17 protein-coding genes are annotated in these 25,964 nt (G+C 42.8%); 6 read left to right on the plus strand and 11 right to left on the minus strand.

All coding sequences use genetic code 11. The features are described 5' to 3' along the window. Window positions 1-142: 142 nt before the first annotated feature. Window positions 143-703, plus strand: coding sequence for a thioredoxin family protein (locus ABID99_RS23605; RefSeq protein ID WP_176625523.1), 561 nt, complete (start codon window positions 143-145; stop codon window positions 701-703). 64 nt (window positions 704-767) lie between these two features. Here the strand turns inward: ABID99_RS23605 and ABID99_RS23610 are convergent, their stop codons facing one another. From ABID99_RS23610 to ABID99_RS23640, 7 genes are all read right to left on the minus strand, one after another. Continuing rightward, window positions 768-1,868, minus strand: a complete 1,101-nt coding sequence (locus ABID99_RS23610; protein ID WP_373615289.1) for a phytase — start codon at window positions 1,866-1,868, stop codon at window positions 768-770. Between the two features lie 62 nt (window positions 1,869-1,930). Next, window positions 1,931-3,184: a right-handed parallel beta-helix repeat-containing protein gene (locus ABID99_RS23615; RefSeq protein WP_373615290.1), complete on the minus strand. Its 1,254-nt coding sequence runs from the start codon at window positions 3,182-3,184 to the stop codon at window positions 1,931-1,933. Between the two features lie 34 nt (window positions 3,185-3,218). Then, the gene (locus tag ABID99_RS23620; RefSeq protein ID WP_373615291.1) at window positions 3,219-5,987 is read right to left on the minus strand and encodes a TonB-dependent receptor domain-containing protein; all 2,769 of its coding nucleotides are present in this window, start codon (window positions 5,985-5,987) and stop codon (window positions 3,219-3,221) included. Window positions 5,988-6,243: 256 nt separating this feature from the next. Beyond that, window positions 6,244-7,887: a tetratricopeptide repeat protein gene (locus tag ABID99_RS23625; RefSeq protein ID WP_373615292.1), complete on the minus strand. Its 1,644-nt coding sequence runs from the start codon at window positions 7,885-7,887 to the stop codon at window positions 6,244-6,246. A gap of 334 nt (window positions 7,888-8,221) precedes the next feature. Next, window positions 8,222-11,338, minus strand: coding sequence for an AsmA family protein (locus ABID99_RS23630; RefSeq protein WP_373615293.1), 3,117 nt, complete (start codon window positions 11,336-11,338; stop codon window positions 8,222-8,224). A 1,011-nt stretch (window positions 11,339-12,349) separates the two neighbouring features. Continuing rightward, the gene (locus tag ABID99_RS23635) at window positions 12,350-14,833 is read right to left on the minus strand and encodes a glutaminase domain-containing protein (RefSeq protein WP_373615294.1); all 2,484 of its coding nucleotides are present in this window, start codon (window positions 14,831-14,833) and stop codon (window positions 12,350-12,352) included. Window positions 14,834-14,877: 44 nt separating this feature from the next. Further along, window positions 14,878-16,590, minus strand: coding sequence for an arylsulfatase (locus tag ABID99_RS23640; RefSeq protein ID WP_373615295.1), 1,713 nt, complete (start codon window positions 16,588-16,590; stop codon window positions 14,878-14,880). Between the two features lie 213 nt (window positions 16,591-16,803). Between ABID99_RS23640 and ABID99_RS23645 the strand changes: the two genes are divergently transcribed. After that, window positions 16,804-17,271: a DinB family protein gene (locus ABID99_RS23645; protein WP_373615296.1), complete on the plus strand. Its 468-nt coding sequence runs from the start codon at window positions 16,804-16,806 to the stop codon at window positions 17,269-17,271. A 61-nt stretch (window positions 17,272-17,332) separates the two neighbouring features. On the opposite strand, the gene ABID99_RS23650 is transcribed toward ABID99_RS23645, so the two are convergent. Next, window positions 17,333-17,866, minus strand: coding sequence for an OmpA family protein (locus ABID99_RS23650; protein WP_090530934.1), 534 nt, complete (start codon window positions 17,864-17,866; stop codon window positions 17,333-17,335). A 279-nt stretch (window positions 17,867-18,145) separates the two neighbouring features. On the opposite strand from ABID99_RS23650, the gene ABID99_RS23655 reads away from it, so the two are divergent. Beyond that, window positions 18,146-19,327, plus strand: coding sequence for an alginate lyase family protein (locus tag ABID99_RS23655; protein WP_373615297.1), 1,182 nt, complete (start codon window positions 18,146-18,148; stop codon window positions 19,325-19,327). 366 nt (window positions 19,328-19,693) lie between these two features. Then, window positions 19,694-21,106, plus strand: a complete 1,413-nt coding sequence (locus tag ABID99_RS23660) for a glycosyl hydrolase family 18 protein (protein ID WP_373615298.1) — start codon at window positions 19,694-19,696, stop codon at window positions 21,104-21,106. Window positions 21,107-21,200: 94 nt separating this feature from the next. On the opposite strand, the gene ABID99_RS23665 is transcribed toward ABID99_RS23660, so the two are convergent. Further along, complete coding sequence (locus ABID99_RS23665) at window positions 21,201-22,013, minus strand: hypothetical protein (protein ID WP_176625544.1); 813 nt, start codon at window positions 22,011-22,013, stop codon at window positions 21,201-21,203. A 235-nt stretch (window positions 22,014-22,248) separates the two neighbouring features. On the opposite strand from ABID99_RS23665, the gene ABID99_RS23670 reads away from it, so the two are divergent. Together ABID99_RS23670 and ABID99_RS23675 are read left to right on the plus strand one after the other, a co-directional pair. Beyond that, complete coding sequence (locus ABID99_RS23670; RefSeq protein WP_373615299.1) at window positions 22,249-23,268, plus strand: sensor histidine kinase; 1,020 nt, start codon at window positions 22,249-22,251, stop codon at window positions 23,266-23,268. Beyond that, window positions 23,265-23,972: a LytTR family DNA-binding domain-containing protein gene (locus ABID99_RS23675; RefSeq protein WP_090530952.1), complete on the plus strand. Its 708-nt coding sequence runs from the start codon at window positions 23,265-23,267 to the stop codon at window positions 23,970-23,972. The genes ABID99_RS23670 and ABID99_RS23675 overlap by 4 nt, the downstream gene beginning before the upstream one ends. A gap of 125 nt (window positions 23,973-24,097) precedes the next feature. Here the strand turns inward: ABID99_RS23675 and ABID99_RS23680 are convergent, their stop codons facing one another. Together ABID99_RS23680 and ABID99_RS23685 are read right to left on the minus strand one after the other, a co-directional pair. Beyond that, entirely contained in the window at window positions 24,098-25,120 is a 1,023-nt protein-coding gene (locus ABID99_RS23680) for an asparaginase (RefSeq protein ID WP_090530955.1), read from the minus strand. Window positions 25,121-25,157: 37 nt separating this feature from the next. Further along, entirely contained in the window at window positions 25,158-25,925 is a 768-nt protein-coding gene (locus ABID99_RS23685; RefSeq protein ID WP_373615300.1) for a TatD family hydrolase, read from the minus strand. Window positions 25,926-25,964: the final 39 nt, after the last annotated feature.

Here is a 25,964-nt window from a genome sequence, read left to right on the forward strand (position 1 = left end):
TGATAATCAAAAATACATAGTATATTAATCATAGCCCTGTAAAGGTTATCGAAATTAATCTACATCAACAAAATTCACACGCACATTATTTAATTTCATATCGTAAAAGGAATTGCCATAAATGGCGCCAAATGCAATTATTATGGATTTCACAGCATATCAACAGCTATTTTTCGATATTTTGAACAGCCCTAATCCGCCGGCTCCGTACGACAACCCGGATTATTTAAATTATACAAAGCTCAATTGGTCGCGCCAGCAGCGCTGGCTAAAGGTTGGCGTACTGAACCCGGATCTGACAAATGCCATCGAAAAGATCAGTAAACCACAATTATGGACGGTTATTACCGAGGCCTGGTGCGGCGATGCTTCGCATACCATACCATTCCTGCATCGCCTTTCGGAATTGAATCCGCTTATTAAAGTTGATTACCAGCTAAGGGACTCGCCACCGTTTTTGATTGAAAGCTACCTTACCAATGGCACCCGGTCAATCCCCAAGATTATTATTGCAGATGAACACCATCAAGACCTCGGTACCTGGGGCCCCCGGCCGGCTGAGTGCCAGCGATTATACCTTCAAATGGTTAAAGACCATATTGAAATGGGCGAAAAAAAGATAGCATTGCAGAAATGGTATAACGAGGATAAAGGTGAAAGTTTTCAGCTGGAGTTTTTAGATATTATTAATGCAACATTATGATAACAGCAATTCCGGGACAGATGACCTGCCCGGAATTATCATTTACACGAATAGCTTATAACTTCTATTTTACCTTAAGTTCTTTGCCTGCTATATCTTCCCAGCGGTAATAGTGAAAAGTTTTATCGGTACTCATTACCACAAAAATGCCATGCTTAAAGGTATCATTTAAAGGAGTAGCAGTTACGTCACTGCCGTCACTTTGTCTTGCGGCTACGTTGGCTATTTTCAGCAACTTGTGTTCAAAAGGATTTGCTTTGGTGCCTTCCCTGCTGAAGATCTGGAAACGGTTGGCACCCTGGTCAGATACAAGGATATATCCGGTTGTATCCGTAAGCTTATAAATCGAGATCCCTTCGTGGTCGGCATTAAAGCCTGTGGTACCGAATATAGCCAGCTCCTGGTCGCCTTTTTCAGGGTCGGCATAATACTGGCGTACCCCTACCTGTTCGTCTGAATAGTAGATGTACCCTAACTCATTATCAACAGCTATTGATTCAATTTCTTTTTTGCCGCTGTATTTGCCAAACTTACGTACCAATGTAGCTTTAACATTGCTTGTACCATCATCTTCAAGCAAATACTGCCAGAGATATCCGCCTGTTTGCGGGCCATTTTTGCGGCCTGCGATGGCATACATTTTCCCGTCTTTTGCGGTATAGATAGAGATACCCATTAAATCGCGATATTCAAAGCCGGTTTCGCCAACAAAGGCATCGATACCGCCATTGTATACGGGCTTCATATCAGGCAATGAATAGATCCGCAGTTTATGGGTCATGCGCTCGGTGGTAATAGCAATATCTGTGGGCTTGCCGCCAAGCATTAAACCATAGGCAAGGTCAACGTTGTTTGGCCGCTTTAAGCCACGAACCACCTTATCCTTAATAATTTTACCCTGCAAGTCGAACACGTAAAGGGCGCCTTCGCTGTTTTTATCGGTGCCGATGATCAGGCTTTTAGCCGGATTAGCCGGGTTGATCCATATGGCCGGATCATCAGTATCATATAATACCGGTTCGGTAATAACTACCGGTTTTATTTCGGGTGCTGTGCTGCCCGGGATGGTAAGCCCTTTACTGTTGCGTATCTGGCTTTGGCCGCAAGCCGTATTACCTATGGCTACAGCAAATAATATATATGTTAATTTGCTTAATTTATTCATCGATCATTATTAAAAAAATGATCCTGCAAGGAAAGAGTGCAGGATCATTGCCATGAGTTAATTTATTTTGTTCCGAAAGCGCCGATGTAATTAGCCGGGGCAGGAGATACGTAATTTATCCCGTTTACGGTGATACCCGCAGCATGGTGACGGGTGAAGTTGGTTATACCATGATTTAAAGCAGGAGAACCGCTTTGCAAATGAAAATCCCAGTTTACATCATAAACTGCGTTCAGTACCGGGGTAGATTCAGGATAGTTCACAAATTTAGGATCGTTATCGCCTGCTTTTGTGCCTCTGACCTCATTAACACCACCAATAATATCTTTTGATGGCTGAAACTGGTTTACCGTAGTTTGATCGTAGCCGTAGTAAAGGTTATTGCTGATCACGGAACGTTTATCTTCAGTTGATTTGGTGTCGCGTTTGATACCAAAACGGGTGTTTGCAAACAGGTTGTTGTAAATATCGGCATGTACGTTGTTTTCCAGCCAGATAGAACCGCCCTTTGCCGATGGCCTGCGCCAGCCGGTATTTACCATGGTGTTATTATAACAGATGATGTAAGCCTGCGGCGTACGGTCGCCCGAGTTCGATAACTTCAATGCATTGGTGTTGGCGCTGTAAACCAAGTTAAAGCCAACGTCAGCCAAACAGCCCGATTTAAAGTTCATGGCCTCACCGCCTGTTACCCCTGTGGTATAAAAAGTATTGTTGGCAAAAATGATCTTGCCACCCTCTATATAAGTACAATCTTCCTGAAAGTTGCGGATAGTTGAGTTTACAACAATCAGTTTGCCGTTAACGTTCGAAAACCACAACGCGGGTACATTTTCGCCGGCTACTGCTTTGTAAAGGCCTTGTTTTACCGACGTTGAAGCATCAGAAGTGGTATTACCGCCATACTCCAAAATAGTATGGTCAAGTACCAGCTCGGCGCAGGTTTTAGCTGCAAGGATCCCACCCCACATTTTTCCGAATTTTTTGGCGTCGGTACGATATGCCGGGTTTACGGTTATCCTAACCGGGTTTTCGGCGGTACCTAATGAGTACAGATTCCCTTTTACTATAAATTCAGGTTTAGCAATGGTATCCATCAACACGGTTACCCCCTCTTCAATAGTAAGCGATTTACCTTCGGGAATAATAATATCACCCTTAATGATCTGCGTGCTGCCTTTAGCCCAAACGCCTGATACTTCACCGCTTGCCGATCCATCGTTTGAGCTGGTGTCAACATCAAGGTTGGCTTTCCTGCAACTGCTAAAGGCTATGGCCGATAGCAGCACTGCCGCGAATATTTGTTTTAGTTTCATTATAATGCCTTTTATTTATGGTTGATAAATTATTTTAAAGTTTGTATCGAACACCTATCAGGTAAGTTTGCTTATAGTAGTCACTGCGGATTAAGGTTTGTCCGTTTGCTACGATGTTATCATCTTTCAGCGTAGCGTTTTCAGAGTTGGTACCTTTCAGGAACAACTTAGCTGGGGTATTAAGCAGGTTGCCCGCTTTGATAAATACGCTCAGGTTATTTTTAAAACGTTTTTCGGCTGATGCATCCATCTGGATAAAGCCACGCTGCCAAAGGTCATTATTCACAAACTGCGATACAGTGTTGATGCGCGGACCGGTATAGGCTCCGGCAATTTGTGCATCCCAGCCCTTCTTAGTGTCCTTATATAATAATGACAGGTTGGCGATATGCTCAGACTGACCATATAAAGGCCTGGTTTGATTCACCGTAGTCAAGTGGGTATCACCATTTGCATCGGCGATATAAGTATCTTTGATGGTAGTGATGCGTGAATGGGTATAAGTATAATTAGCTTTTACGCCAAACTTGTTAAAAAACTTAACCAAATCAAGCTCTAATCCATAGTTTTTAGCTGTACCGAAATTGCCCGGAACATAATAAGTATCCTGGCCGCGTGTAGCATCCGCCTGGAAACTATACTCTATCGGGTCCTTAATCTGTTTGTAAAACGCGCCGGCTAAAAACTGCATGCTTGCGTCAGGGAAAAGTTCATATCTTAAATCGTAATTATCTGCAATAGCATGTTTCAGATCGGCATTGCCACGTTCGTCATAGTCCTCACCCGGCCTGGTTCCTGGTATAATCTCGTAAAAACCAGGTCTGTTAATCGATTTGAAATAAGAGGCATGCAGTTGCTGTTTATCGGTTAAAAAGTATTTGAGCGTTAGACTTGGCAATACATCAGTGTATGTTTGATTACCCGTAGGGCGTGATTCACCCTGAGGGAAAAGCATGTGATAACCCTGATTAGTATGCTCAACGCGTGCACCACCAACTACCTGAATAGTTTTTGTAGTAAATTTAAACATACCATAGCCGGCACCTATCTTTTCAGATGCATCATTAGTTAATGAATTGGCAACTGCACCCGCCTGATTTGTAACGTTAAAATTCAGTTGGGTGTAATTCGTAAAATCGGTACCATACAATGCGCCTGGATTGGCGGCAGCAAGGTTATAATTGTTATAGAAGCTGCTGCGCTCTTTATCGCGGTATAAACCACCGGCAGAGAAATCGACATTAACACCGCCAATTGGTGCGGTATAGGTGAGGTCTAAATAACCTGCTTTATCTTCGTCTGTATTGCGTTCCCAGCGGTGGGTAAGCGATGTGCCGTTAGTGAGATAAGTGCGCCTGTCGACAAAGTTTTCGCGTACACCGTTTAGGCTGATGGTGGTATTATTAGGCACTTCGTTTTCGGCTGAAGAATAAACTGCCGACCATTGTACCTTAAGTTTATCGTTAAACAATTTATGATCCCCACGCAGCGTTCCGCTGTAAATTTGTTGCTCGGTAAAACGGCTGCGGGTTGAATAACCTAACTGAGCATTTCCTTTATCCGGGTCGTAATCAGTTGAAAAATTGGTAGATTTTTCGTCGCGGACCTGGATACTGGTTAAGTTAACATAGGTGTTAAACAAACTCAGCTTATTGCGGCTGTCTATCACATAATCAACTTTTGAAAATACACCGTAACGTTTTTGCTGTTCGGAATATTCCCTGTCATCCCGGCTGGTAACCGCGGCATATTCGGCCGTTGGATTTACTTTAGTGTTGTAGAATACACTGTTGCTACCCCGATAGGTATTTTGATAACTACCGGCTACCAACACGCCTAATTTGTTATTAAAAAAGCGCTGACCTAATGATAAGCTACCAACAAGGTTTGGTGCAGGATGTTTAAGCGAATAATTTAAAGTTCCGGTACCAAAATCGGACTGCGTTGCCTGATAGGCTTTACCATTTATTTCATAAGGGGATTTATGGTTAATACTTGAATAATCATAGCTCATAAATTTACGATCAAGCAGCAACTGGCTGTAGCCACCGGCGATGTTGGCGTTTATTTCAAAGCGTTCAGGAGCATCCTTCATCACCATGTTAACCACGCCCCCAACAGCGTCGCCTTCCAGGTTTGGCGTAAGCGTTTTATAAACCTCCAGCCTTGATAGCAGATCTGAAGGGAAGATATCGAGCGGAACGTAACGGTATTTATTATCGGGACTTGGGATTTTGATGCCGTTTACCAGAGTATAATTATAGCGTTTATCCATACCACGTAAGATGGCATATTGGCCATCGCCGTTGGTGTTACGTTCAACCGATACACCTGATACACGTGAGATAACGTTAGCCACCGTTAAATCGGGAGATACCTCGATAGCCCTGCCCGATACGATGTTCATTACCTGTGTGGCCTGCTGCTCAATTCGGCGGGCTGTCCTTTCGGTTGATCCGTTCTTTTGAGATACAACACTGATTTCCTGTAATTGCTTATTCGACTCCTCGAGGTATATTTTCAGATGTGGGCTGTCTTCTTTAGTTATTTCAACCTGTTGCGTTGCTGTGGTATACAAGATGTAAGATACCCTAACAGTGTAAGAGCCTTTTGGTACGTCCTTTAATTCAAACGAGCCGTCCAGCCCGGTGGTAGTAGCAATCTTCGTTCGGTCGAGGCTCACGGTAGCACCTACCATAGGTTCGCCGGTTTTGCGGTCATAAACATGACCTTTTAACTTTGTTGCGTTAGCGGCGGTAACGCACAAAAGCATGAACAAGAATGTTTGTAAGTATTTTTTCATTTTGCGACGATTAATGCAATTGTGATTTGCTTTTTTGACGGCGCAAAAGTGTTTAAACCCACAATACATCTGCTAAAATATGCCGTTACAAAAAGGAAACAGCGTTACACAGGGCGTATACGCAACAGCAACTAAAAAATACAATTAATTGATTTTCAATAAAATAATTAAAACAAAAACCTCCATTATCATTCAGTTACCGTTACATTAAACTAATGTTAAGCCCCAAAAAATGAAGAAATTAACAATAACCAACTTATAGGGCCTGTATAAAAGTGGTAAGATTTTCGCCCTGGTCAATGTTGAGTTTCTTGCGTAAACGGTAACGGGCAACCCGTAAACTATCAATAGAGATGCCCAACAAACCGGCAATATCCTTCGAATCCATGTTGACTTTAAGCAGGGCTATCAAACGCAGATCTGTTGAGGTAAGATCTGTACTGCGTTGTTTCAGCTTTTCAAAAAAGCTTTGGTGAACTTGTTCAAAAGCTACCGTAAACTCTTTCCAGTGCTGCTCGTGATTAAAGCTTTGATTTATTTGCTGGATAATTTGCTGCATCTGCCGCTTCTGATCACGCTTATCTTCTTTCACCATATCCTGCAACGTATTGCGCATGCTCTCTAACAACTGGTTATTCTTGATCAGGTTTAAGGTGTGCGATGACAGCTCCTGCCCTTTAAGTTCCAGCTGTTGTTTAAGGCTTTCCTCTTCCAGTTGTTTATTCTTGAGCTCCAGCTCCATCAAATCGCGTTGGGCTTCAAAAATCGACCGGTTTTGCTCGGCCAGGACACGCTGGTCGCGTATTTTGAGGCGTTGCCTGCTGAAGGTTACAAAACCGAGAACGACAAGCAACAGGGAAATGGTAACGCCGGCAATGGTAACTATCTGGTTAGTTTTCCGGATGTTATTGAGCCGGGTAATTTCATCGCTCTTTTTATCCATATCATACAACACCTGCAAAAATGAAGTTTGCTTAATGCTCTCCCTCGAATACACCTCAAGCGAGTATTTACGGCTCAATTCAAGGTAATGATAGGCGCTATCCATCCGGTTAAGCAGTTGATACGACTTACCGAGGTCACGACAGGAAGCAGCTAACTGATACAGGTTTCCTGTTTTTAATGACAGCGCATAAGCCTTACGCGATTGCCGGATCCCTTCTTCATATTTACCGGTTTTCCGCAAAATATCGCCAATGTTATTGATCACCTCAATACTTGCGACTTCATTATTGTACTTGTTATAAATCTCTAATGATTTTCTGAAGCAGGAATATGAAGAATCATAATTGGCCAGATCCTCATGGATACTGCCAAGGTTCTCATATATTTTTGCTTGCCCATAATCATCTCCGATGCGCTGATAGCGGTTTAGCGCCAGGCGCTGGTAATAAAAGGAGCTGTCATACTTATGATGCTTTTCATACAAATGCCCTATCGCTCCAAAGATCTCGGCCTGGCCTTTTTTGTTGTTGGTTGCTTTGTAAAGATTGAGTGCCTTGTTATATAACTGAAATGACTTGTCAGGCTGCCTGTTGTAATAATACAAGATGCCCATCTTGCCCCAATTGTCGGCCAATAAATCCTTGTTGCCTACTTGCGCGAATACCTTATCGGCGTGTAAATAAAAATCAAGGGCTTGCGCGTAATGCCCCTGGTCAAAACAGATCTGCCCCATTTGCTGCAGACTCAAGCCGGCGGTAAGATTATCATTATCCTGAACAGCATCGGCGTGGAGTTTTTTCAGAATGATAAGCACCGAATCGGGATGTTGCTGTGAGAGCGATTGAAGCTGTTGAAACCGGTCGGTTTTGTTTGATTGTGCCTGTGCCGCTGTACCAGATATTAATACAAACAGGTAAAATGCTAATTGAATAAGCCTGGTGTAGAGTTTAATCATATCTGAAAACTAAGCGGATTGTCATTGCAAAGAAATCTTCTTCTGATACCTGCGTACGAAAAGACAAACAAAAGAAGCATTTCAATATGAACTTAATGTTAACTAACAATCGTGTGTTAACTATTTTACATTCATATAATCTGCAGCGGAAGTTTTTTCAATTCCCTCCTTCGGGAGGGGCGTGGTGGGAATGCGTAGTGGCAGGGAGGGGTTTATCCGCTATTTGAAAGGAGTAGGCAAGGCAATGAAACCCCTCCCTACACCCTCCCAGGGGAGGGAATCACACAACCCGACGCTTTTATTTCTTTCAAACAAATGAGACCAGCAAGCACTTTTACTCGTCGTCCTGAGTTTCTTTCAGCTCATCCTCTTTTTTGCCTTTGCCCAAATGGATAATAGGTTTATCCTGGGTACCGGTGATAGTCATCGGGATGCCGAAGATACCGAAGGGCGGCAGCCCCAGCCTGAATTTCAGGTTCAGTTTGCCATCCAAACCCACCTGTCCTTCAAATCTCGGCCTGAAACCTGCAATCCGCATTTTGGTACGTTCTATAGTCATGATGTTATTGGCTATAGTACTTTTGATATCAACCTTTTTTACATCGCCGTGGCCAACACTGTCATGACCGGTTTGCTTGCCAACCGCACTTAATAATTTCAATCCGTATACTTTTACTTGTTTTACAGAAAGTACGCCACCGCCTTTTAATGATGGGTAAACCGGTTTCATATCGCTGTTAAGCTTACCCGCAAGCTTATAATCTAAAGATACAATACCTTGTACATGCTCGGCCGAAGTTGCCATATCATGAAATAACTTAATTTCGCGGTAGGCCCTCTGAATATCAAACTCTTTCGCGTTGATATGATAATCAAAAAATGCTTTTTGCGGATTGATGCTGCCATAAGTGGCGTCCATCACTACAGGGGCACCTATCAGGCTGAAACCAGTTTGCTTAAGTACGATCTGCCCGTTGGTAACATTCATTGCGCCTTTTGCGTCGCTGATATCCAGTCCGTTATATTTAACTTTTTTTACATCAGCAGCAAAATTAAGATCAAGATTGGAGGGCACCAATATCACACCCGATGATTTGGTTGGTTTGGCAGATGCAGGCACACCTGCAAAAGCCATAAAATCATCGGCAATGATCAAATCGCTCTTCAAATTAAACTCGCCTTTTAACGGCGAATTTGGTTGCATGGCATAGCCTATTACATTGGATAAAGCACCGTCAAGCACTACTATTGATTTACCATAGTTAGCCTTAAACTGATCAAACTTCATTTTATCCTGGTTAAAGCTGAATACGCCGTTGGTGATAAAAAATGGTTTCGGGAATAGCTCAGTTGTAAGCTTGATATTCTTCACCTTCATGCTGCCCGAGTTATCCAGCTTATCATAATGGCCGGTGGTTGCATCGCTTTGCTTTCCTTTCAGTTTGAAGTTGGTGCTTACAAAACCATTTACATCATATCCGTTTACGGCAAACACTTTGTAAATTTTACCCAGGTCCAGGCTACCTCGAGAAGTTACGTTATAATCAAGGTCGTCAAAATTGCGGAGGTTGGCCCTCAGTAAAAATGGCTGGCCTTCAAAATTGAAGGATACCGGTTTAATATCCACCTTAAGCCCTTTTAACGAGCCAGTATTGTTAAAAATATTTACGCTAACCTGTACATTTTGCATAGGGTGCGGATAGTATTTGGTTTGGATATATCCGTTTTTCAGGTTGATCTCCGCATTGGTAACCGGGAAGATGCGCCGGGCCGGAATATACCTGCCTTTACTTTGCAGGTTGGCATCAAAATCACCGCGGAAATCAATACTATCAACCGGGTAAAACTGCCTGATATCATCTAAATGGAATTTAGCATTCAACCCGGCATCAATCAATGCGCCTGCTTTATTGCTTAATTTTAGATAGCCTTTGATGTAATTATTAAGTGCATTAATGTTCAGGTTGCGCACATCCACAGTGGCATTGCCAATGTTATGGTCCGGACAAGCGGCATCCAGGTCAAAACTAATATTGTTGATAGACTGCGGCAGCTTGCTGTATTTAAAATAGCCATTCCTGAAAGTTGACCTGAGTTTAAATTGCGGGATACTGGTTATCACGGTATCTACCTTTTGCCTTAGTCCCGTTTTCCTGATGCCGGTGATATACTTACCTTCGGCCAGTAAATGCAAACCATACCTTCCTTTTACCTGGAATGGTTTAATGCCAAAAACCTTGTACCATTGCTCCAGGTCAATTTCGGTATTCACTTTAGCATAAATATATGGCGATTTGATTCCCTTTAATTTCAGTACCGAACCAAAGTAGTCCTTACCAATATTAAAATAAACCGAATCAATATTAACTTTTAAACTGTCGGGGTTGAGGCCAGGCAAACTGGCATCCATGTTCAGGTACAGATTTTTAACCGGAGCGGGGGTGCTTTTGTTAACGATGGCACCGTCGCGCACTTTCATGCTGATACCCAGGTTAGGCATAATATTTTTTGAGGCGATGTACTTTCCGCTAAGATCAAGCTGGATGATGCCATTACCGCTGATATCCATGTTATCAACATACTTGGCGTATTCATCCGGAATGGCGGTAAAAACATCACCAAGGTCATTCTGATCGCTCCTGATCTTGAAATCCATATCATAACCATCTTTCAGGAATTCAAACCGGCCTTTGAATTTAACTGGGAGCTTGTTAATAAGCAGGTCGTTTTTTTGAAATGCGAAGGCCAATGATTTGGTATTGATACTGGTAACCAGATCGGCATTTACTTTTTTCTTGAGCACGTAAGCTTTGTTGCCATAATAAAAATCTACTGACGCCGCGTCTACGTGGCTATAAAGGTCAAAGATGTCTTTGCTTAAATCGCCGCTGCCTTTATAGTTAAGTTCCCGCGCGTTGATCTGCATGGGCAGTGAGCGGTCGTCATAAACCAGGTGGCTTTTGTCTATCAAAATCTGTTCAATCCCTAATGATGCGCTTGCGGTATCCGCTTTATTATCCTGTTTAGGTGGAGATGATTTGTAAACATTGTAATTGGCTTTACCGGCACTGTCAACCTGGATGTTGATCAACGCATGATCAAGATAGATCTTATTTACATTGATTTTGCTTTTAAACACCGAAGAAAGATCTATAGCCAGTGAAATTTCTTTAGCGGAAACCAGCGTATCATTCTGAAAAGGTACGCTGCCATTCAGTACAAAATCATTCAGTGTAAGCGTTAACGACGGGAACTTTTTAAAGAATGATAAGCGCGTACTCGAAAACGAAAGCTTGCTGTTTACGCTGCCGGCGGCCCATTGCTTTATTTTCTGAGTCACTGTTTCGGGAAAAAGATAAGGTAAAAGGAACATCAACAGCAATAAACTAACAACGGTGATGGCGCTTATTTTAAGCGTTTTAACCAATATTTTTTTTAAGGGGAGCGGCATAGAAATTATTATAGCTAACGAAGCATGAAAGTAATCATAAAACCCAATTATTGAGTATCAAATTATGTTAGGAGAAAGTGATGGGGGGATGGCGCAAGTGGTGCGGTGAAAACACTGACCACAAGCTGTATAGACTGTGCACTATAGTTTGATTATTCAATGCAAAATATGGTCAGTGTTTTCACCGCACCATATGATTCCTTACAACCTATGCTCACTATAGGCTGTATTACGATTAAAATCCCAAAAGCCTGTGGTTGGTGTTTTCACCGCACCACATGATTCGTTATATTCGTATTACAAACATCAATAATGCATCAGGGCATAGAATTTTTTACTGCAACCTGCCTTAACTGGCAACCCTTACTTGATCCGGATAATCACAAAGAAATCGTAATCGACAGTTTAAGCTTTTTAGTAAAGAATAATAGGATATGGCTTTATGGTTATGTGATAATGCCTAATCACGTACATATTTTGTGGTGCAAACAACCTGATTGGCTTAACAAAAATGTACAACAGCATTTCAGCAAATTTACCGCGCAACAACTCAAGTTTAGCTTAATAAACACCTCGCAAAGTTTGGACAATTACAAAAGCACTCAGAACGATCGCGAGTATCAGTTTTGGGAACGGCGACCATATAAGGCAACAATGTACAATCGCACAGTGCTCGAACAAAAGTTAGATTATATACACAACAACCCTGTTAAAGCCGGGCTATGCCAATTACCTGAAAATTATTTGCATTCATCTGCTTCGTACTATATCAATAATGGGGACAATGAATTGATAACGCCCTATATGGAACACATGTAGAAAAAAGTGGTGCGGTGAAAACACCGACCACAAGCTGTATCAGTACAAGGTAAGACCTTCGCTTACTGGCTGAAGTTTAGTGGTCGTAACTTTGACCAGACTTTAACAAAAAAGGGGAGCTTGCGTAGCGGGCTCCCCTTTTTCAATTGATATTTTAGCCTGTGGTCGGTGTTTTCACCGCACCACTCATCATCAAGGCTTATTACCCGCCAACTTATCCCTTAGAGTTTTCATATAATAACCGCCAATCACACTACGCGCCTGGAAGCCTACCATTTTACCATTGGTAGTTTCATGCCAGTCGCTTAGTGGTACGCGTGATGAAGTTTCGGTAGCAAATTTGTAAACCGGAGCAACTAAAGCGTTGAAATCAGCTCTGTTATCGGCCATAGATGCAGTCCAAAGGATCCAATCGCTTTTTGTGTAGGTTTTACGGCTATCAAGCGGCAAACCAAACTCTTTTTGGTGTGCTAAATAGTATTTAAGCTCGGTATCGTACACTTTTTGAGGGAATAATTTCAAGCCCAACACTTTATCCCAAACCATGTTGTATTTCTGGCTCCAGGTATCTTTGCTGTCAAACACCAGGCCGTAGTGGTCGCCCGCGTTGGCTTTTTCTTCCCATTTTTTGGCCATATCTTTAGCCATCGCTTTGTACTTTTTAGCGGTTGCGGCATCACCTAACATACCGGCTAATTCGCCGTAGGCGTCAATAGCTACAATAGCTTTTACTGATAAGTTGGCATTGTGTGCCAGGTGACCGGCAAAATCATCAGTACACAATTGGCTACCCGGATCAAAGCCTGATTTGGCAAGGTATTCAGTCCAGATGGTTAATGTTTTCCAGTGCTTTTTAGCGTAGTTGGCATTGCCTTCAACTTTCGCTAAAGCAGCGTTAAGGATGATCATGTTGCCGCTTTCTTCAACCGGCATATCTTCACCATAAGTTTGGCCGTTTGCCAATGGGTAGGTGCCCAAATCGTGCGATGAATAAGGTTTGTTCCATTTACCGCTTTCGCTGAAATAGAAGATGCCGTTCATCATGCCTTTCAACAAATCAGGATTGTATAGCAGGTACATTGGAGCCGAAGGGTAAGTAATGTCAACCGTATTGATTGAGCCATTGCTAAAGTTCTCTTTAGATAGGAACAGCAATTCACCTTCCGGGCTTTTAACCAATTGGTGTGCGGCTATGCTTTGGCGATAAGCCATTACACATAACTTAGCATATTTTTCACCACCGGCTTTAACCGCATCGGCCCAGATCTTAGCATCTGTTTTTACACAAGTGCCCATCACTTTAGCGTAGGCTTTGGTAGCATCGCTCAGTACGCCTTCAATAGTAGCACCCGGAGTATTCCTCCACCATGGCCTTAAATTGGTTTTGAAGTATTGGATAGCATAGATGTCATCATACCCAACCGAAATAAATTTAGATACCGGCGCAGCAGTCACTTTACCAAATGGTAATACTGTGCTTAACATGAATTGTTTACCAGTAACCGTAGCTTCACCTTTTTGGGCGCCCAGGAATGATGAAACAGCATCACCTTCGGGAGTGATGTATTGTTTAGCTCCGGCGGTTGACGAAGCAACATAAACATAGCCCCAGTCAATACGCAGGTTATCACCTTTTTTCTGTAATACCGGTTGTTCCACAGTGCCGGCTTTTAACAGCTTAAGGCCGTTCTGACTGTATTTTGATACCGTAACTTCCTGTGATGGTGTATTTACAGCCAGATTGCTTGATACCCCCTGATAGATCTGAACATCATGAGCTTTCCCATCGGTTGATTTCAATTGGTAAGTGATGTATGATACCGGGGTGGTAAGTAATTTCAAATCGCCCATAACCAATGGCGAAGTAAAAGTAAGCTTCAGGTTTACCTCACCTGCTTTAAAGTTATATACGGTTTGGGTAGCTGTAACTTTAACGCTGGTTTGCTCAGCCAGTTTAACGGCTTCGTCATCCTTGCTCAACACTTCTTCAGCAAGACCGGCATCAATAAACGAGCCGCCACCGGTGTTTTTACAATGGATAGCCAAAACGTTTTCGCCTGCTTTCAGATTCGATTTTGCACTGGCAGGCAATGCAACAGTTTCAAAATCGCCATTAGCACCACCTTCGGCAGCAATCTGCTGGCCGTTCAGGTATACTTCGGCTTCATCATCATGATAAATTTTCAGCATTAAACGGCCTTTCGGTAATTCGGCAATATTGAATTTCCGACGAACCCAAATATCTTTACCTCTCCATTCGGTGCCTTTGCCTGCACGTTCATCGCCAAATGGCGCAGCGCTGCTTTTCCAGGCCTGATCATTAAAGCCCGGTTTTTCCCAACCTTCTGCCGGGGCAGTTTCGGCCAGGTATTGGCTGTTGTACGATTTTTCGTCGGTAGCTGCTAAAATGGTTTTATAATTAACGGCCGATGCGCCCATAAAACGGTAGTAATTGCCATCAACCTTAATGAGGCCCAGTAACGATTGGTCTTTCCCGGTCCAGTGTTTGGTGGTTGATTCATTTAACTTATCGGTGTTTGACCAGATGCTGAAATAAGTGTTGTGCGTGATCAGCGGATAAGACGGCATCTTATCCTGTGCCAGCGCTGTTTGTGCAACAAACGATGCTGCCAGTCCGGAAACAAGCAAGTACGTTTTTTTAAAAATGCGGTTCATAAACTACGTTTTACTTTTGGTTTTAATTTATTGTTGGTTTTTTATTATTTACTCTTATTTCCCGGCTTTGGAAAAACCTGGTGCGTATTTGCCCAGATATGCCAAAGGCTATCCAGTTGATGCACTTTTTCCGGGTATTTTGATTTCAGATCGGCAGTTTCGGTTTTATCCCGCGACAGATCGTACAAATGCCAGGTAGTATCATTACTCAGCGATACCAGCTTCCAGTTTCCTGAACGCGCATACCGCGCGCCGAAGTGCTCGTTAAACAAATCCTCATGACCGGGAGTATGTTTGCCTTTAAAGCTTGGCACCAAGCTGATACCTGTAGTCGGTGGAATATTATGTCCCTTATATGTTTTAGGATATTTGGCCCCGACCAGCTCAACAAAAGTGCTCATGAAATCCATCACATGGCCCACCTGATCATTAAAGCCACCTCTATTAGCAATAATTCCCTTTGGCCAAAAGGCAATCATCGGTGTATGGATACCTCCTTCATATGATTCGGCTTTCCAATATTCATACGGCGTGTTGGCTACGTTTGCCCAACGCGGCCCGATTGACGAATAAGTAGTCTCCGGTCCTGGCAAAGCTTCTTTCTTTGTGGCATAAACAATTTTCCGTCCGTCGCGGGTTTCATTAGGGCGATCAAAACCTGGACCATAAGCAGCGCAGTTTTCAGCACTTGCCCCATTGTCCGACAGGAAAACGATAAGCGTGTTATCCAGCTGTCCCGTTTCTTTCAGCGTTTTAACAATGCGGCCAATGCCCTGGTCCATCCTGTCGATCATAGCGGCATGAACAGCCATAGCCATGGCGTCCCATTCTTTATCAGGATTGTTTTCCCATTGCAGATCACCTTTCCAGCGATCGGACAGCCTTGTTTTTGCAGGATCGATAAGGCCAAGCTTCACCATCTTTTTGTATCTCGCTTCGCGGATTGCCTGCCAGCCCGCTTTGTAGGTGTCTTTATATTTGGCAATATCCTCTGGCTTTGCCATCAGCGGCCAGTGCGGTGCATTTTCGGCAACGTACAAAAAGAACGGCTTTAACGATTTAGCGTAGCCTTTGATATAAGCTACCGCTGTATCGTTAATGGCATCTGTATGATAGTAGTTTTTGGGGACTGTTTTAATGGGCTTAGTACCGCTAACCAAACTAAAAGGATCGTAAAAATCGACCACGCCCCAAATGGTTCCAAAAAATCTCTCGAACCCGCGGCTGGTTGGGTACTGGCTAATGGGCGAAAAATCGCCAAAATCTTTATGATGATTTAACCAGGCCATCTGGTCCTGCGTGTTAGGCTGCCCGTTGGTGTTGGACACATGCCACTTTCCCGACATGGCGGTATGGTAACCCGCGGATTTCAAAACTTCGGCAAGGGTTATTGCATTTTCTGTAATATGACCGAGATAGCCGGGTTCGTCTTCGGCGTCGGTCATTTTGCCTATGCCTGCCTGCTGATTGTATAAACCGGTAAGTAAAGATGCTCTTGTTGGGCAGCAACGCGATGTGTTATAGAATTGCCTGTAGCGGATACCATTTTGAGCAAGGTAATTGATGTTGGGGGTATTAACCTCACCACCATAACAGCCCAGATCAGAAAAACCCATATCATCGGCCAGGATCACGATAATATTCGGGCGTTTCCTTGCCGGCTCAGATTGCTTCACGGCTTTAGTTTGCCACGCAACTGAAACAAGCGCTATTGCACCGGCACAAAATAAGCCGGCATATAGTTTATATTTATTCATAGGTGATCAAAATACCTGCGCCAGTTCGGTTAAATTTACGTTTTAATAAAGCAGGAAGGTTAAAAAATGACCGGGGCTTTTATGCCTGAACATATAGCACTACGGACAGTTTTACACATTCCAAATTAAAGCAATCATTTTACACAAAACGGCTCAATCATTAGTAAAATCGTATCATTTTTGTGATGAATTTTTAAATTAACCGTAAGGCATATGAGCTTGTATACATCACTCTCCGAAAGACTAAAAACCCAACATCTTACCATAGAACAATTAGTTGCAGATATAAGCAATGATAAATTAATTACGCCACCGGTACCCGGCAAATGGAGCGCTTTAGATAACATAGCCCACCTGGCCCGGTACCAGAAAATATTTACAGACCGTATACACCTGATATTGAATGAAGATACGCCTGTTTTTGATCGTTACACCGGAGATCTCGATCCTGAATTTATACCTTTCAGATTAATGGGTTTAAGAGAGCTGCTGGATGTGATAAATGCAGACAGGACAACAATTATCGATCTGTTGTCGGGGCTTAGCGACATCGAATTGTCTCGCATTGGCGCACACCCTAAATATGGCAGGCTAGCTATCTTAAAATGGGCCGAGTTTTTTGTATTACATGAGGCCCATCATTTATTCACTATTTTTCAGTTGGTTAACGGTGCCGAATAATTTTATCTAACAAAAAAGGCAGCCCAATGAGCTGCCTGTGGTTCCCATTGAAAATTTTTATTTACTGTGCCAGTTTAACCTCAACACGACGGTTAAGCACACGGCCATCTTCGGTAGTGTTATCAGCTATCGGTTTGCTTTCGCCCCAGCCTTTTACAGTAAGGTTGTCGCCATTAACACCGCTGTTTACCAGGTACAATTTTACAGAGTTTGCCCTATCTACAGATAACGACATGTTATGCTCGGCAGTACCTTCGGCAGAAGCATTGCCATTTAAAACAAATTTCGCCGACGGGTCTTTTTTCAGTTCTTTAACAATATGATCTAAAGTTTGGTACGAAGCAGTTTTTAACACCGCCGAATTAAACTCAAACTGGATGTTGCTGAAATTATAATCTGGTTTCTCCGGTGCAGGAGCAGGTGCCGGCGGAGGGGTTGGCGCCGGTTTTGGTGCGGGCGGAGGTGTTGCAGCTTGTTGTGTTGGCTGGGCCGGTGGCGGTGTTTGCACAACCGCTTTTTTGGTTTTGCAGGCTTGGGTAGTGATAGCTAAAACAGCTATTGCAAGAGCTAATAAAGGTGTTTTTAGAGTTTTCATATCTAATGATTTGCGTAAACATAAAAAACGTTGGCATAATGTTTATAGTGCCTAACCATAATTTTATGGCTGGATAACGCTTTTTACATACTGATGTAGATTATTTAATCAATAGTTATGCCATTTGCCTGGAGAACCTGCAAATCCTAATGAAGAATAAATGCGCTAAGCGTTTTTTACTTCAACGTTGTCGTGAAAAAACGCCTCCACCAATCCCCTACACACCAAAAACAATTATCCACTATGCTTATCTTGTCGGCACCATTATAAACCATCGCCATGAAAAAATTATTTGCTGCAATTTTAATTGCTGTTACAACCTTAACGCAATTTGCTTTTACGCCCCTACAATCAAAACCAGATAAATCTCCGGTAGAAAAAGCTGCAGAACAAACTCTCAAAAAGCAAATAATGACCGAGGCCGCCTGGGCCATGCAACAGCAGCCGGTTACAGTTACAGCGTCATCTTCACCCAGGAGTGCGGGCGGTAAACACGACTTTTTTTCGGAAGCCGATTATTTCTGGCCTGATCCTAAAAATCCCGATGGCCCTTACATCAATCGTGACGGGCTTAGCAACCCGGATAACTTTGTAGAACACCGCAAAGCCATGATCCGCTTTAGTAAGATCATCGGCGCCCTGGCATCGGCCTATAAAATAACCGGAGATGTAAAATATGTTAAACAGGCTGTAATCCACCTTAAAGCCTGGTTTATTGATCCCGAAACGTTGATGAACCCAAGTCTTTGGTTCGCCCAGGCAGTTAAGGGACAGTTCACCGGCCGTAATTATGGCATTATCGACACCATTCATCTCATGGAAGTTGCGCAAGGCATTATCGTGATGGAAAAGGCCATGGATGCCGAAACTACAGCCGCTGTTAAAAAATGGTTTACCGATTATACCAACTGGCTCATGACCAGTAAACCCGGCATCCAGGAAAGGGATGTTAAAAACAACCACGCCACCTGCTGGGCTATGCAGGTAGCCTCCTTTGCCAAACTTTGTAAAAATGAAGTAGTACTCGATTCGATTCGCGTGCGATACAAAACGATATTGCTCCCCCGCCAAATGGGTACCGACGGCAGCTTCCCCTTAGAGATGGCTCGTACCAAACCCTATGGTTACTCTATTTTTAACCTCGATGCCATGACCATGCTGTGCCAGATCCTTTCAAGCCCGCAGGATAATTTATGGAATTTTGAAACACCGGATGGCAAATCCATCAAAAAAGGGATAAGTTATCTATATCCCTTTGTGGCAGATAAAAGTAAATGGACTTTAAAACCCGACGTAATGTACTGGGACAACTGGCCAATTGCGCAGCCTTTCCTGCTGTTTGGCGTTAATGCCTACCATGAAAAAGTGTGGTTAACAACCTGGCAAAAACTGGATCATAATCCTCAGGTTGAAGAAGTTATCCGAAATTTACCCATCAGGCACCCGCTCATCTGGTTTTAATCGGGTAAGCGACTTCCCCCATCAGCGCTTTTTCCTGTCTATAATAATATATAAACTGTGAGTTAAGCGTATCATCAAAATATTTTTTTGTCGGGAAGGCGGGTTTTCTCCGTGTATCATCACACTACAAAAGCACTACCACGCTTGTGATCGAATCGTATTGAGGTTATTATAAGGTATTTATAATAAGATGTTTATATAATTTTACCAATACAAAAACATCTATTATACCTATTAACGCGCCTTTCCTGGTATTAGTATATGATATTCATAAGTATCATGAATTTGGTTAACAGGTTTGTGTTTTATTGCCCGGCTTATTTATAAACCAAATAATACATCTAAAACCATTTAACAAATTAACTTATGAGATCGAAACTTAACTCTTACCTCCTTGGCCTGGTCCTGGCTGCGCTCGCAGTGCTACCATCCTGTAAAAAGGATAACATGAACCCGTTTAAAACCGGCAGCGATTCAAACAACGATAACAGCAACAAGCCAGTCTCCGTTAATAATGCTGTACCTATCGCCTCCTTTAAAGTAATAGGTTACCTACCCAGCTGGCAGGGCGATGTAAATACAGTACAATACAGCAAACTAACCCATATTAACTACGCCTTTCTTACCCCTACCAATACCGGAGGGCTGAACCCGCTCGATAACCTTTCAAAATTCACCAGCCTGGTATCAAACGCACACAGCCATAATGTTAAAGTAATGATATCTGTAGGCGGTGGTGGTGGCGGCGATGCCTTCCATCCTATTGTAGCCAATGCCGGTTACCGTACTACTTTTGTTAATAATATGGTCAACTTTTGTAACCAGTACAATGTTGATGGCGTGGATATCGACTGGGAGTTCCCCTCGGCAGGTACCGAAACCAATAACTTTTATTTATTACTGCAGGAACTATCAACTGCCATGCATAACAGCGGCAGGTTATGTACCATCGCCTCTATCTCGGTTGGGGCTACTTACGTTACCAGCAATATGTTCCCTATCCTTGATTGGATCAACATCATGGATTATGACGACAACAACTTTCAGCACTCTACCTACCAATCGGCTGTTGATTGTTTAAACTATTGGGCAAACCGTGGTTTGCCTGCAGCCAAAACTATCCTGGGGGTTCCATTTTATGCAAGGGATAACCGGTACGATTATTCGACCATGAACTATGTTGATGTTTTAGCTATAGGCGGTAGCCCCAACTCAGATACCTTTCAAACTTTTGGCTATAATGGCATCCCAACTATTAAAAGCAAAACTACCCTGGCACTTAACCAGGCAGGGGGCATGATGATCTGGGATTTGGGCGGCGACGCTTCGGGTGCCAACTCCCTGCTTTCGGCCATGAACACTATTATTACCGGCGGTACTACCAATCCTCCGCCAGCTCCTCCAATAGGCACTATAATATCGCTTAAAGGCTTTAATGGTAAATATGTAAGCGGCGAAAACGGCACGCAGGCTATGACCTGCACCCGCACCACTGCCGGCGACTGGGAACATTTCACCGTTCTTGACGCAGGCAACGGCAAAATCTACCTGCGCAGCATGGGTAAATATGTATCATCAGAAAACGGCACACAAGCCATCACCTGTAACCGCACCACGCCAAGCGACTGGGAAAAATTTGACTGGATAATTACCACCGATGGAAAAATAACGCTGCGCGGCAACAACGGCAAATTCATTTCCAGCGAAAACGGAACGCAGGCCATGACCTGTAACCGGGCTACCGCATCGGGCTGGGAAGCATTTGGGTTGAATCAGTAAACTATTAACTGCTTATACCAAAGGCCGGGGCTATGATTTTAGTATCATAGCCCTGGCTGTTTTTCAGAGGATTGGTATATTCTTTTAATGTATTTTACTTCGCAAACCTCGGCAGCAGGTTAGTCGCGGCACCCATCATTTTTATTTTGTAGCGATACCCCCCTCCAAAAGAATCCTCCTCTTTTAAAAACTCATGGTTCTTTTTACTGATCCAGTAGGTTTCGGTAAAATGGCGGCCATTGTAATCGCTTTCGTTGTATAGCTTCCAGCAATCAACTTTGTTACCATCCAATGTAGTAATCAACTCGCTGCCGGTAACTTTGTATAAAACATAAAGCGGCGCAGGGATCCCGGCCTCATAAAAGGGGATAGCAAAACTTTTGCCTTCGGCAAGCGGTAACATCTCAAAGGTTTCAATGTCTAAATTCCAATTAAAGTTGGCGAAGGTAAAATCAAGCTTAAAGTTCTTAGCCTCATTATTGGCAACGGTGTCGGCACTTATCACTTTATCGGCAGCCCAGTTAAAGGCTTTTGTTTTTTTGCCGATGGTTTCTGAATGATAAATCGGCGCGAAATCAGGTACTTTATTAACGGAATAAATGGAACGGTATGATAAGCTATCACTGCCATACCAGTGCTGGGTTATGGTAAATACCTTTTCACCGTTACGGGTTTCGAGGTTTATATCGCGCAGCCAAAGCCAAAATTTCAAGCTTCGGTTGTCCTTTGTATTTTGAAAATACACAAGGTATTGCTTTAACCCAGGTTTAAGCGCCGATGTTAGCAGGCGTTTGTCTTTTACACGGATGGTATCGGTTTGAGCAAATACTTTAGGCGTGTGCGATAGCAGCAGTAACAAGCTAAGGCTTACAGCTACTAATTTTTCGGCTAATTGTTCGGTTTTCATGATAATTTGATGGTTTGATAAGGATACTTTTCTGTTAACAATTCAAAACTGTCTTTTATCAACCATCCGATGAAACCGGTTAAACCACTGCCGCGTTCTTTTTAGCCTACTACTGTATTTATTCAATAATATACCTGCAGACCAACTTATTGAACATTTAGTGCCATTTATTGAATAAATGCCGGCAACTATTTAAAACCGGCATTCACAAACAAAAAGCTTAGTAATTTTAAAAATGCAACTATTTAAAACCCGCCCTTCCATTACACAACTCCAGCTTTTGATATGGTTAGCGGTGTCGCTGTTACTGTTTTTTTCTTATCTGCCGATGGATGGAGCAGGCCAATCGGCTGTTTATACCATTGTTAACACTACGTTTTACGCAGCTATCATATATGGTAACATCCTCTTCCTGTATCCTGTATTTTACCAAAAGGAAAAATATGTTTGGTATGTATTACTTGTCATCATTTTTTTAGTGGCAACGGGTGTGCTCCGGGGTTATTCAACCCTGCTTATTTATAATACCTTTTTTGCAAAAACACCAGAGCATATCAGTCAAAAAGCCATCATTAATTATGTTTCGGGCGGGGTGCTCATTTTCATTATGAGCCTGATCTTTCGTATAGCAATTGCGTATTTTAAACTAAAGCAGCAAACGGAAGAGATTATGATTCAAAAAAGCCAGGCCGAACTAAACCTGCTTAAATCACAAGTGCAGCCGCACTTTTTGTTCAATACGCTTAACAACATCTATTACGAAGCTTACCGTGAGGCTCCCCGCACCGCGGCATTAATTGAGCGGCTTTCGGACATTATGCGCTATTTTGTTGATGAAAGCCCCAAGGATGATGTATCCATCGGAACCGAAGTACAGTTCATTGAAAACTACATCGCATTAGAAAAAATCAGGATCAGGCATGAGGTGGTTGTTTTTTTTGAAAAGAATTTCAATTCGGATCTGCGCATCCCGCCTATGCTGCTCATGACCTTTGTAGAGAATATTTTTAAGCACGGCATCGACAAATCGAGCGAACAAAACCTTATTGGTATATCTTTGGTTCAGCAGGGTGATTATCTTTTTTTTAAAACCAACAATGCTATCCATGCCGAAGTAGCAAGCAAACGTGTTGCCGGTTTCGGCATTGTCAACTTAACCAAAAGGCTAACCATGCTGTACGGTTCAAATTTTGACCTGAAAATTGATAAAAGTAACAACACCTTTGCCGCGTTTTTAAAGATCCCGATAGCATGAATTTAAGCTGTATCATAATTGATGACGAACCTAACGCGGTTAACCTGCTGGAGATCCTGGTGCAGCAAAGTACGCAGTGGCAGCTTAAAGCCAAATGTTATAACGCGCTTGAGGCACTGGCCTTTTTAAAAACCAATAAGGTTGATTTTATTTTCCTGGATATCAACATGCCGCAATTAACGGGCATGGAGCTGGCAGGCTTGCTTCCACCGCAAACCAAAATTGTGTTTACTACTGCCTATTCAGAATATGCTGCCGAAAGCTATACCTATCAAACTATTGATTATCTGCTGAAACCAATCACACTGAAACGCTTCCTGGCAGCCATGCAAAAGATTGAAGCGTATTTTGGCAAGTCCGAACCGGTGATGCAACAAACCCCGGTTAATGAGGGCTATTTCTTTATAAAATCGGGCAAGGTGTTACGCAGGATCCTACTGGACGAGATTTTATACTTTGAAGGCGAAAAGGAATACGTACGGCTTGTTACCAGTCAGGAACAGTTATTAATTTACCGCAGGCTCAAGGATATTGAAGAGCAGCTTTCGGCCCCCTTTGTGCGGGTGCACAACTCTTATATTGTAAATACCAAACAACTGGTAAAAATTCAGGACAACCATATTTATATCGCGGATAAACACATCCCCGTAAGCGAAAAATTTAAAGATAGTTTTATGAAACTTATTAATAGAAGGATATTTTAAATCTTACATGAACATCCTTATTAACCAATCCAGACTTACGAAGTTTTTGAAACTTCGTAAGTCTTCAAAGGCTCGTGTTAAAATCTGTCAAATTTTCATATTCGGTACAACACTAACCGATGAATTTACGATACCGTAATCTCGCCTCTCAAATCCGTTTCCAGCCATTCTTTTACCTGCAAGGGATCATCGCTTTGGCCCAGCAGGTACATCATTTTGGTAACAGCCGATTCAAAAGTCATGTCATAGCCGTTGGCTACGCCGATATCTTTGAGGTGTTTGCTGGTTTCGTAACGGCCGAGTTCAACCGTACCTACCTTACATTGCGAAATATCAAGGATTACCTTACCGCTGTCGATAGCGTTTTTAAGCAAATCAATAAACCAACTGTCGGTTGTGGTATTACCGGCCCCAAAGGTTTCCATTACTATACCCCGCACATCGGCGCTTAAAATGTTCTCAACCACTTTAGGGCTTATGCCCGGGTATAACTTCAATACGCCCACATCATTCACCAGGTTATTGTGTACAATTAACGAGCTTTCGTCTTCAGGCAGCCTGATATCGTTCGCGCTAAAGCGTAAATGAACGCCCGATTCGGCCAATATAGGATAGTTTGGCGAGCGGAAAGCCTCAAACTTTGATGAATTATATTTAAAAGCCCTGTTACCACGGAACAGTTTATAATCAAAATAGATACAAACCTCGGGCACGCGGGCGCGGTCATTCTTTTTAGCTTTAGCTATTTCAATAGCTGTCATCAGGTTTTCCTTTGCATCAGTACGAATGGCGCTTATCGGCAGTTGCGAGCCTGTGAAAATAATGGGCTTGCCTAAGTTTTCTAACATAAAACTTAATGCCGACGCGGTATATGCCATCGTATCCGAGCCGTGCAAAATCACAAAACCATCATTATCATGATAGTTTGACTGGATCAAACCGGCCAGCTCGCTCCAGATTTCAGGGTTCATGTTTGATGAATCAATGATCTCATCAAACGAGTGTACTTTGATACGGCAGTTAAGCTTTTCAAGCTCGGGCACGTTATCCATTATCTGCTCAAAGTTGATAGGCTTGAGTACCTTTGTAACCGGATCACTCATCATACCTATTGTCCCTCCGGTATAGATGATCAAAATTTGGCTCATTAATTAAGTTTATGCTGTATATAAATATTAAACAATTTTATATTCCGAATACAAGCCTGGAATTTTCGGTAGTGACCTCTGCCACTTTTTCAATGCTTGTTTGGTGAAGCTCCGCCACCTTTTGGGCTATATATACCAGGTACGAGCTTTCGTTAGGTTTACCCCTGAACGGAACAGGCGTAAGGTACGGAGAATCTGTTTCTAAAACGATATGTTTAAGGTCAATTTCCGGTATTACTTTATCAAGCCCCGAGTTTTTGTAGGTAACTACCCCACCTATGCCCAGGTAAAAATTAAGATCGATCATTTTTTGAGCTTGTTCAAGAGTACCTCCAAAACAATGAAAAATACCTCGTAACTTTTCATCTGCTTCCCCCTTCAGCACTTCGTACACCTCATCAAAAGCATCGCGACAGTGGATCACAATGGCCAGATCAAGGCTTTTGGCCCAGTTGATCTGTTTTACAAACGCATCTACCTGCTCCTTTAAATGCGTTTTATCCCAATACAGGTCAATACCTATCTCGCCTATGGCATAGATCCTGTTTTGCTGATGGGCATTCATGATGGTCGAAAGTTCTTCTTCCCAATTCTCCTTTACATCACAGGGGTGTAAGCCCAGCATCGGGTAGCAATATTGAGGATACTCATTCGCCAAACCATAAACCAACGGAACGGAAGCCGCATCAACATTGGGTAAAAACAAACGGGTAATGTTATTATCGATACAACGCTGCATTAACGCCGCGCGTTTTTCAGAAATGGTTTCGTAGTATTGATGGGTGTGCGTGTCGGTTAAAACCATGCTGCAAAAATAAACCTTGAATACTTAATAACGAATTTA

Origin of the sequence: Mucilaginibacter sp. OAE612, from assembly GCF_041806395.1 — a bacterium.
Lineage (GTDB): Bacteria > Bacteroidota > Bacteroidia > Sphingobacteriales > Sphingobacteriaceae > Mucilaginibacter > Mucilaginibacter rubeus.